The organism is Odoribacter sp. N15.MGS-14 (assembly GCF_000980245.1).
GTDB classification, from domain to species: domain Bacteria; phylum Bacteroidota; class Bacteroidia; order Bacteroidales; family Marinifilaceae; genus Odoribacter; species Odoribacter splanchnicus.
In genome coordinates this window covers 1-9,801 of record NZ_LARE01000084.1, presented here as the reverse complement: position 1 = coordinate 9,801, position 9,801 = coordinate 1, and the positions used below count along the sequence as shown (strand labels likewise).

The window sequence follows — 9,801 nt, the reverse complement described above, 5'->3', positions numbered from 1 at the left end:
ACCGGAAGGATAGAATCACCTTTTAAAACGACATGCTCTCCGATCTCCAATTTCGTGGTGTTACGATCGCTCAACACCCATTCTTCTCCTGATGCCGATCGTAACATCGCCATCCGTTCACCATGTTTCGCCTGTAATAAACCGATCTTCTTCATTTCACTATTCCGGGAATGCGCGTGGTTTGAATAAAAAATATAGCCCGTACCCAAAGCCAATACCAGCATGGCTGCACAAGCAGCAAGCCGAAGCAGGCGCAAAGAATGCTTCTTCCGGCTACATTGCAAGCATTTCTTCAACACATTTTCTCTCATATCCCTCCCCCGATCATCGGTCATAGTCAGTCGCAACCGATGACAAACTCCCACCACCCGCTTAAATTCCGCCCGGTGTTCTTCGGATATACTCACCCACTCCTCCAGTTCCTCTTTTGCCGCATCGGAGATTTCTCCTAAATAGAAAGAAATTATTTTTTCTATCCAAGGTTCTTTTTGTCCGTCCATGGTTACTGCATTTAGATTTTTATATACTTAGACGGAAAAATTAAAAAACGGGTGAATCGAAATCAAAATTTTTGTAATTTTATTTTTTCACTTTAGCATTTGAATGCACGGGAAATTAGCCTAAATTTGTAACAGGCATTTTGAAAAACGCTTATGTACTCACTCGAATATACGCTAAAACATATCTTTCACAAGTATGCGAAAAACCTATGCCTTTATGCCCGGAATTATCTTCCGGTAGAAGCCGACGCGGAAGATATCGTACAGGATGTATTCGTACGGTGCTGGGAGAAAAAACAATTGATCCTTGCAGATGAAAAAGCCGTAAAAGCATATCTTTTCAATGCCGTCAAAAATGCCTGTCTGGATAAACTGGAAAAAAAAAGACCCGTATATGCACCTCTCGATCTCTTAAAACAAGAAATCATTGAAGAGGAAACTTTTCTTTTCGATGAAAAAATCATCGAAGAAATCAAGGAAGAATTGGAGCAAATGCCCCGGCAAACCCGCAAAATCATTTCCCTTATCTTTATTCAAAATATGAAATACCAAGAGGTCGCCGACGAAATGAATATTTCCATCAATACAGTAAAAACCCTGTTGCGCAATGGTATAAAACATTTACGTAACCATTTCTTCGAACATTTTGCGATCCTCTGTTTTTATTTAAAAAAGCGGGGTTATGACGATTGATTTGATTCCACCGTTTTTATTATATCATAACGGTTAGATTTGAAACCTTTATAACTATTAAAAAGTAGGTATAAATTAATTGAGTGTATATTCTTAAGACAAAAAGGTTACAAGGCCAAAAGGTAAATGAACCCTTGAAATCCTTGTAACCTCTATTGTTTTTTATTCCGACTCTTTACCCGAATATGCTAAAAATCGTCCAGATCGGTGATCACGGCTTTTGCGACCAGTTTCAGGTCGAACGATAATTTCGCATCTGCAGCAACAACCACTTCTTGATTATTTGTTGTCGAAGCTTTCACTTCCAAAAGGATATTTTCTGTTTGTCCTAATTTTTTAGCTTGTGCCTGAGTCAGATTAAATTCCAGCACACTCTCTTTACCGTTGGCAGCCTGAATAATATCCCGCCCTTTCACAGCGGTAAGGCTTTCCAATTTCTCGCCATTTTCTCCCAACAGCACCAAAGTCGGAATCTGGAGATTCAATGGAAGTCCATTGACAGCAGTAATCGTAATTACACCTTCTTTGATCCTATCCGCATACTTGGGATCGATATCAATATCGTTCAGCGTGTCTTTGTAATTGAGTCCTTCGGCACTCAATGCGAAAGGTATCCGGACATAAGCATCCAGGTCGATTTCTCCGTCGCTGTAAATCACATTATCCTCGTATCCTTGCGGATTTACCGTCACCGTACCTTGATAGGATATATCACCTGTCGGTGGCAAGGACAGAAAGTCTACAATATTGGAATTATCCTTATTCAACCCTAAAGTATCGGAAAGCACGATATTCGACTTATTCCCTAAAGTGAGCAACTCTTTTCCTTCTTTTAATTTCAGTGTACACTCGTCTCCTTCTGCGTTTTGTCCATCGAAAGTAGCATCGACACTCATCGGGACACCGATACCTTTGTTACGGAGAATAATATTCAGTTCAGGCTTAGTGAACTTAAATTTACCCCCGATTTCATCCAAAAAGTCGATATCCATATTAAATTTATCCGGGTCGATAGCGATCGGATCGACTGTGATTTTTCCTTCTGCTTTTTTGAATTTGAGATTATTCAAGCCAAATATCAAATCCAAGTCGGGATTCGTCACCTCAGTTCCCGCCGGAATGACAATATTTACTTCTAAATCGACCTTTTTCTCTGCATCGAGGGTGAGTATAAAATCGTTTAAATCGATAGACTCCGATCCGGTAGCAGGTACAGACTTCGTAATATGCAAAATTTCACCGTTCATCTCAATATCGGGGAATGTAGCCTCGATCTCATAAGGATATCCTATTTCCGGTAACATAAAACAGGCAGAAGCCTGGATTTTTTTCAGTTCACATCCATCAGGCACTTCTTTTAAAGTGGTTGAAGTCTGGAATTCAATTTCTAACGGATGGTCCAATACTAAATGAACTCCCGATACCATACCGGGTATCGTGTATGAGTAGCCGAATTCCAAATCTTCCGCAGGCATATCGAAGACCTGATCGATATCGATATGGTAAATACCTTCTTCGGTATATTGAATGATCAGATCATTTCCTTCTTTTACGACCACATCGTCATCGCCCTGATTAATTAAATCCCAAAGAGTAAAAGACCCCTGAAGCACTTTTAAGGAAACACCCGGCTCCCAGCCTTCTATTTCATTGGTCCATTTATCGGTATCGAAAAGATCGGCATCGCCACAAGAAGTACACAAAAGCAGCATAGACAACAAAGCTGCACCACCCCAATTCAAACAAAATTTCATCATAAATATAACATTTACACGACAGTGCAAAATTGTGTTAATTTTTTGGAAAATCAAATTTTTAGAAAAACTATTTTTTTACAATTTATCTATTTTCTAAATCATTCACTTTAAACATCTTCAAGTCATCGTTGTACCTTATATTTCAGAATCGTATTGTTTCCGGTTCCGGCAAACAAGAAAAATCCGTCATTCTCTAAAAAGACGATTGAAAAAGGCGAATCGCCGGTAATGGGAAATCCTTTGGACAGTTTTCCATCAGCCGATAACAAAAACAACTGGTTTTGTTCCGGATCGGTCAAGCCGACACGCACGTCTTTAGCAGAGAAACGGTATACATAAGGGAAACCTAAAGTTTTAGCCTCCATTTTCTTCTCGAAAAGCGGCGTTCCATCCAAACGGGTGACCAATACCCGGTTTCCATCGGTAAACAAAACATCCCCGTTCCCATTTCCATCCCAATCCACTATATTCATTTCAAACCGATCGGACAATCCTTCTACCCGGGAAGTCTCTGTCTGACCGGAAAAATTCACCACATGTATCTGCCCTCCCTTACCAGCAAATACCAGAACCGGTTGTCCGCCTTTACGGGTTAAATAGACATCGGTATGAGGTTTCAGATCGAATACGGAAGAAACTCTCACTCTCTCTTTGCCTTTACGGTCCAATATATAAAAACGATACCGATCGGCAAAGACGATATAATCTTTGTCGGCCACCCTAAAATGCTGTACTTTCGAAACGACCGGTTTATCGGTCTTTTGGGGATTCCAGCCTTCTACCGGTTTTCCATCCAAACCGTACAGATATACTTCCCGGTTTTCACAAGGAACAAAGATGCGGTAGTTGCGGTTATTATCGTAATCGTACACGGATATACCCTGTTCGCATTTTCCTTTGAAAGCGACGGGGAAACGCCCTGCAGCATTACCGTTGCGGTCGATCAGGTACATCTTGTCGGGAGTAGAAAACAGGTATTGTAATTTCCCGTTCTTAAAGAGATCGACCTGATATACTTCGCTATTGATCTGCTGCCCGAGAGGAAGTTTCCAAAGCACACGCCCCACATCGTTGATCAGATAAACAGTATGTCGATCGTCCTGTACGAACAATTCCTTCTCACCCGTCACATGATTGGTCACGGGAACGGGCTTCATACTCACTTTCCCATCCAATTTAGTCTGCCACAACACATGCGGACGAATCTCATCTTTTATCTCGGCTGTACTCAGAAAAAGAGTGGTATAGAGCATATCTCCCTCGTTGGACCACTGCCAGGCCCAGGTAGAAAATACAGACAGTTCCTTTTGACGTCGAGTCAGGAACTGCTGCCAACTTCCCTGAGTCAAAGAGGTATAAAAAGGCAAAACCTCAGCCGTACGGGCAAAATAAGCCATATTATATTTTCCGGCCAAACGGGTTTTCAGATGCCGATACCATTCGGCATCGCGGATGACGCTCCCATGCACATAATCGCGGACAAAACTCTTTACCGCACTCTCGGAGGAAGCAAAAATCAGGTAGTTATCCTCCACCAACACGCAACGGCATTTTATCCCTTCAAAAATATATCCCCAATAAACGGCAGCCAGATCATCAGCCGGGAAAAGATAGTAACGGAAAGTTTTTTCCCGATCGAGGTTATATTCTTTTAAATAGTTTTCTGAAGACTGATTATCGAAACGGGCATATTCCTTCATCATCTTCTCCAACACCACTTTACACAAGCTACCCGATTTAAGACTGGCTACGATAAGCCCATCCCTTTCGCGGGTCGCTTCATTATAGGCCAGATCTACAACAGCAAACTCTCCCTGCAACAAATCGCGCAACTCTTCTTCGCGTCCTTTTCCGAACATCTTAACGAACTGCTGCTTTCGCCTGAAGATATTTTCTTTTTGTCCTACCGTATAGCGGTAATTGTCCAAAGCAGCAAAGTAAGCCGCAGGATTACTCAGGTTCAGCAATCCTAACGAGAGCAGACCGGAAGGCAGTACCCCGTCGATATTCGCTTCCCGGGCCTGTTGTTTTTCCAATGTAGCGATGTACGAACCATCCAGTCCACTATAGTTCATAAATCCGTTCAGACAAATCCCCTGTCCGCTGAAATCTCCGTCCAAAGCTCCCCATTTGAAAAAACGGGTAATATCGACATGGGGAAAAACCTTTTTAACCTGGATATACAAAGGCATCAACTCTGTAAAAGCTCCGGTATTCAACAGAATATTTATACCGGCACCGGCTGAAAAATATTTATTCAGATTCTGATAATGGGGTTTGACTCCTTCCCCGGCTTCTTCAAGGTCGAATTGTTTCAGTCCGTCTTCGATATACAGGTCCGAATCCGACAACAAGATAATACCGCCGCAAACAGCAAAATAAGCGATCTCTTTCCCTTGTTTTAAAGTATATATTTTATGCCGGTCGTATTTCCGTACCTTCTCCCCTCCGGCAGCAAAAGTCCGGTTCAGAAAATCGGTTACTTCTCCCCGGGAAATGACATCTTTGTTATCCATCACATAGAGGAAAGCGACGTCGCTCTTGCCTTCCACCCGGGCTGCCACAACGTAAGGATGTGCCTTCACCAGCCCTTGTTGTTGTAAAGTATCGGTTATCCGGACCAACAACTTCCGGCGAAACACTTTCAAATCGGCCGCAAAAGCCTGCCGGATCTCAGGTGCTAACTCAGCCCCGGCATTAACCGTCACCACGACAGCCGAATTGTAAGGGATAAAAGAATCTTTACTACCGGCCCGCATTTTTCCCTCTTCATTGATATACCAAATGGCACAAACAACGACAGCAAGCAGGATAACGGCCAATAATGATAATAGAATCCCTTTTTTCATACAATTTAACGTCGGTATACAACAAGCTATTTCAAAGCAAAATTAATAAAAAATGCCGGCAGTGCCGGCATGATCTGGTAAAATTATTCTTCTCCTTTCTTTTTCAGGTAAGTTCGTCCTTCCAATATCCAATCGGCCGCAACCGTTTTTTTCAGATAATAATCGAAATAATCCATGACACGCCCGGTTTGATCCAAGGTATTCATTTGTCCACCGATTGTATGTCCTTCGCCCTCATAGGTCAATAGGATACAAGGTTTTCCAAGCCTGCGCATGGTAATATACATTTCCAGTCCCTGACTCCAATCGACGGCCTGGTCTTCAGTTCCGAAGATCATCAATAGCGGCGTCTGAATGTTTTCTGCCTGAAATACCGGGGAATTACAGATATATTGCCGGGAGATTTGCCACCAGGGTAATCTGAAACGTGCCTGTCCCGTTTCGAACATTTCTTGATTGGAACGTCCGCTTTCCCAATAAATACTATTATACATACTTATCATATCTGTCAGAGGTGCTCCTGCCACGGCAACAGCAAAAAGCGGAGTTTGTGTGATAATATAAGCCGTCTGGTAAGCGCCCCAGCTATGCCCGATCAACCCCAACCGTGCAGGATCGATATCTTCTCTTTTCAACACTTGCCGAACAGCAGCCGTAACACAGTCTACTGCCGATTCGCCCGGCCGGTTCACCTCATAGGTGATATCAGGCTGAAAAACAAAATAGCCCTGTAACACATAATTCATCGTATTATAAAGATCCGATGCCGAAGGAAAAACAAAATCGTTTAAATGCTGGGACAGTTTCTCGTAAATATGAACGATCATCGGATAGGATTGACCTTCCCGATAGTTTACCGGATAAAACAATGCTCCTTTCAACTCCTTACCCCGTGAATTTTTATAACGGATCAATTCACTTTTACGGAAAATAAATCCGGGGGGACGTAAATTCGTATGTGTCAATTGTTGAAGCCGATTCAGGTTTTCATCACAAACGAATAGTTCGGGAGCTGTAATATTGTCAGCCCATCCGAGTAAGTTCGTCTTTTTATCTGCCGACTGTTCCAAACGTAATGTACCGAATGGCCCATACAGTAAAGGGCGATGATGCCCTTTGGGATCGAAGCGATAAATTCCGGAAGCCCCGTCATCACCGGTAGCTCTCAACAGCAGGTTACAGCCGGGAGTCAAAACTCCGCGCTGAAATTTCCGGAAAGTGATCTTGTCTTCGCGTCCTCGGGTCAACCGCTTCAATTTCAGCGTAGCCGGCTCGACACTCCAGATATCATATTCGTCATAAAACCAAAAAGCCTTATCTTCTTTCAGCCAACCGGCAATGCCGAACGAGGGAGCGATATCGATGGGGCCATCGTAATATATATCGCTTAATCCAGTAGTCACCTGAGCGGTAAGATTGATATATTCTTCTTTCGCCAAATCGTATGCCCACCAATTTTTATTCTTAAAATAGTAAACATACTTTCCTTCGCGGGAAAAAGAAGCCGACAATATTGTATTCTCCAACAAGCGGGTACGTTTTCCAGTTTCCGTCTGTATCACATAAATATCCCGATGAAGTTCGCGGTAATGGGGCCGATAGGGCTGATCGTCGACAGCCAAAACAAATGCCCCGTCGGCAGAGATACCGGCTATATCGAACAAGGAAGAATCGGCCAGCTGCCTCCAGCGTTTTTCTTCCGGCCACCATACACACAAATAGGTCCGGCTACGATTCAGGTAATAGCGGTTTTTCTGACGCGACTGAATTTCCTGATCTTTCCAATGCCAGATATCGACATCTGCTGTAACTTCCGCCCGGGATTCCCCTTGATACCGTTCCGGAGCAATACCGAAGAACAGTTTTTTCCCATCGGCAGACCATTGGGGTGTGTAATATTCACTGATTTTCATATTTGCCGGAAAATCGGCCCAGGCCTCTGCAGCAAAACAGCAGGCCTGCTGCCTATTTCCGATATTCCGGACGACATGAATTTCCCGGCCTTGCTTCTGCCCTGTACTGTCCGACAACACTTTCATAAACAGAAGCCCGTGATCTGTCCATTTCAATTTTTCATATCCGTTTTTATCGTTTTCTAAAAACAGAAGACGGTAATCATTCAGTTCCAATACCTCCAGACTATTGCTCAGTCCCTTTTCAGCTTTTAGGGTATAAGCCAGGTATTTCCCCGTTGGGTCGACCGTATATTCCTGTATATTGGCTATATTCTTTATCCGTTTTTTTTCAAGATCATAAAGATTCAATTCTACGGCATTTTCTACATTTCTTCCTTTTAAAATCAAATATTTACTATCGTTGGTAAAAGTAAAACTTTCCATTCCCCGGAAGATTTGTTCTTCCCCATTGGTAAGGCAAACCAGTTTTACCTGATAAGCAATACCGGCAGCCGCATTTTCTCCCGCCGGTTCTGAAAAGACGATCCAGTGGGAATCCTGGGAAAATGCGGGAGCAGAAGTATTTTTATATTTGTACTCTTTTCCCGACGCGATATGCCGGACAAACAAAGTATCTGTTTTCTCCGCAGCCTGGATTCTCCACATCGCCCATTCGCCGGACGGAGATAACCCGTATTGCAATAGTTTGTGCCACAACTCGAATTCATGAAAATCCCGTATTGTTTTGTTGCTGGCCCATACGTTTCCCATACCTCCTACTCCTATCAGACAAACGCAGAAGGTCAATATCACTTTTTTCAAACCGATCATTTTTTCAATAAATTCTTCAATAATTTTTTTAATGCAGGATTAGAAGGCCGGAATGCTTCAGTATCTACCCAATTGCCTTCTTTATCGATCAAAATAAACCGGGGAATAGAACCGACATGTAACTCTTCCGGGAGGTAACTCCAATCACCGGCCCACAATTGCACACCTCCCAACTGATGTTTCCGGACATAGTCTTTCCATTTTTTCCGGTTTTTATCTATGGAGATACTGATAAATTCAATTTCTTTTCCCTGAAATTCAGCCTCCAACTGTTGTAAATAAGGGATCTCAGCTTTACAAGGAGCACACCAGGTCGCCCAAACATCGATAAACTTATATTTCCCCCGGAAATCGGCCATAGAGCGATAGTATCCGGCAGTGTCGGGGAAGATAAAATTCGAAGCCCGTTCTCCTTTTTGAAGGGTGGAATGAGGGCGTCCCCGGTACTGACATAACCGCAGGCGTTGTTCCTCATTTTGCATCAAAGGAAAATACTTCTGTTCGTAATCACAAAAACGCCCGAAACTAACGGTATCTATTTCAGCCAACACAAATTCGGCTTTCAATAGCGGAGATCCGATTTCGGCTAACCAGTCATCGAAGGAATATTCTCCCTGCCGTATGACAAAAGTCCTTTTATAATTAAAGTATTCCCGAAGCAACTGAATACCATAAGGTTGTTGTAAAATACGGCCATCTTCGACGGGAAAGCGTCCGATGAGCTGCCGGTAATAAGCCGATCGTTGCTCTTCGGATTCATAGGATTGCTGATTTTTAGCAATATAAGAAATGAAATCATACAACAGATCGAATTCGATTGTCTCCTTCAACTGCTTTTGAAAAAGGGAATCCTGGACAACCGTTTCTTGCAACCACCGGTCCACCTCCAGCCGAAGCGAATCGAAACGGGGGAAATAAGCTCCATAAGCTTCTGTCCTGGCGTCCATTTTCAAAGAGCGCTTCATCTCTTTCCACTGTTCCAACAGACGATTTTCTTCACCGGTGATGTCCACTTGTTTCCAACCCCCGTCGATTCCCTGAAAATGTATTTCATCCCCTGCTTTTATATACATCCGATGATACTCCTTTCCATCGTACAGGTAATAAAAACCGGCCTCTGCCGGCTGGAACATAAAAGCAAAACTACCGTTACCGGCAATAGTGGTACCGGCATATTTTACCGGTACCCCATTTTCCACGATCATCAGTTGCACTTCTCTGGCAGGTGCCTTTCCCCCGATCTTTCCCTTTATCACAGCAAACTCCTCTGCTCTGA

6 protein-coding genes are annotated in these 9,801 nt (G+C 43.1%); 1 reads left to right on the top strand and 5 read right to left on the bottom strand.

Translation table 11 applies throughout. The features are described 5' to 3' along the window. Positions 1–500: hypothetical protein (locus WS34_RS13105; protein ID WP_046405316.1), on the bottom strand; the 500-nt coding region annotated here is incomplete at its 3' end. A gap of 153 nt (positions 501–653) precedes the next feature. On the opposite strand from WS34_RS13105, the gene WS34_RS13100 reads away from it, so the two are divergent. After that, the gene (locus WS34_RS13100; protein WP_046405314.1) at positions 654–1,193 is read left to right on the top strand and encodes an RNA polymerase sigma-70 factor; all 540 of its coding nucleotides are present in this window, start codon (positions 654–656) and stop codon (positions 1,191–1,193) included. 188 nt (positions 1,194–1,381) lie between these two features. On the opposite strand, the gene WS34_RS13095 is transcribed toward WS34_RS13100, so the two are convergent. The 4 genes from WS34_RS13095 to WS34_RS15715 form a co-directional block, all read right to left on the bottom strand. Further along, complete coding sequence (locus WS34_RS13095; RefSeq protein ID WP_046405312.1) at positions 1,382–2,950, bottom strand: hypothetical protein; 1,569 nt, start codon at positions 2,948–2,950, stop codon at positions 1,382–1,384. A 122-nt stretch (positions 2,951–3,072) separates the two neighbouring features. Beyond that, positions 3,073–5,799: a hypothetical protein gene (locus WS34_RS13090; RefSeq protein WP_046405310.1), complete on the bottom strand. Its 2,727-nt coding sequence runs from the start codon at positions 5,797–5,799 to the stop codon at positions 3,073–3,075. Between the two features lie 83 nt (positions 5,800–5,882). Next, positions 5,883–8,507 carry a S9 family peptidase gene (locus WS34_RS13085; protein ID WP_286693783.1) on the bottom strand — a complete coding sequence of 875 codons (2,625 nt, stop codon included), beginning with the start codon at positions 8,505–8,507 and terminating at the stop codon, positions 5,883–5,885. A gap of 14 nt (positions 8,508–8,521) precedes the next feature. Continuing rightward, the coding region (locus tag WS34_RS15715; RefSeq protein WP_286693782.1) for a TlpA family protein disulfide reductase at positions 8,522–9,801 on the bottom strand (1,280 nt) is incomplete at its 5' end.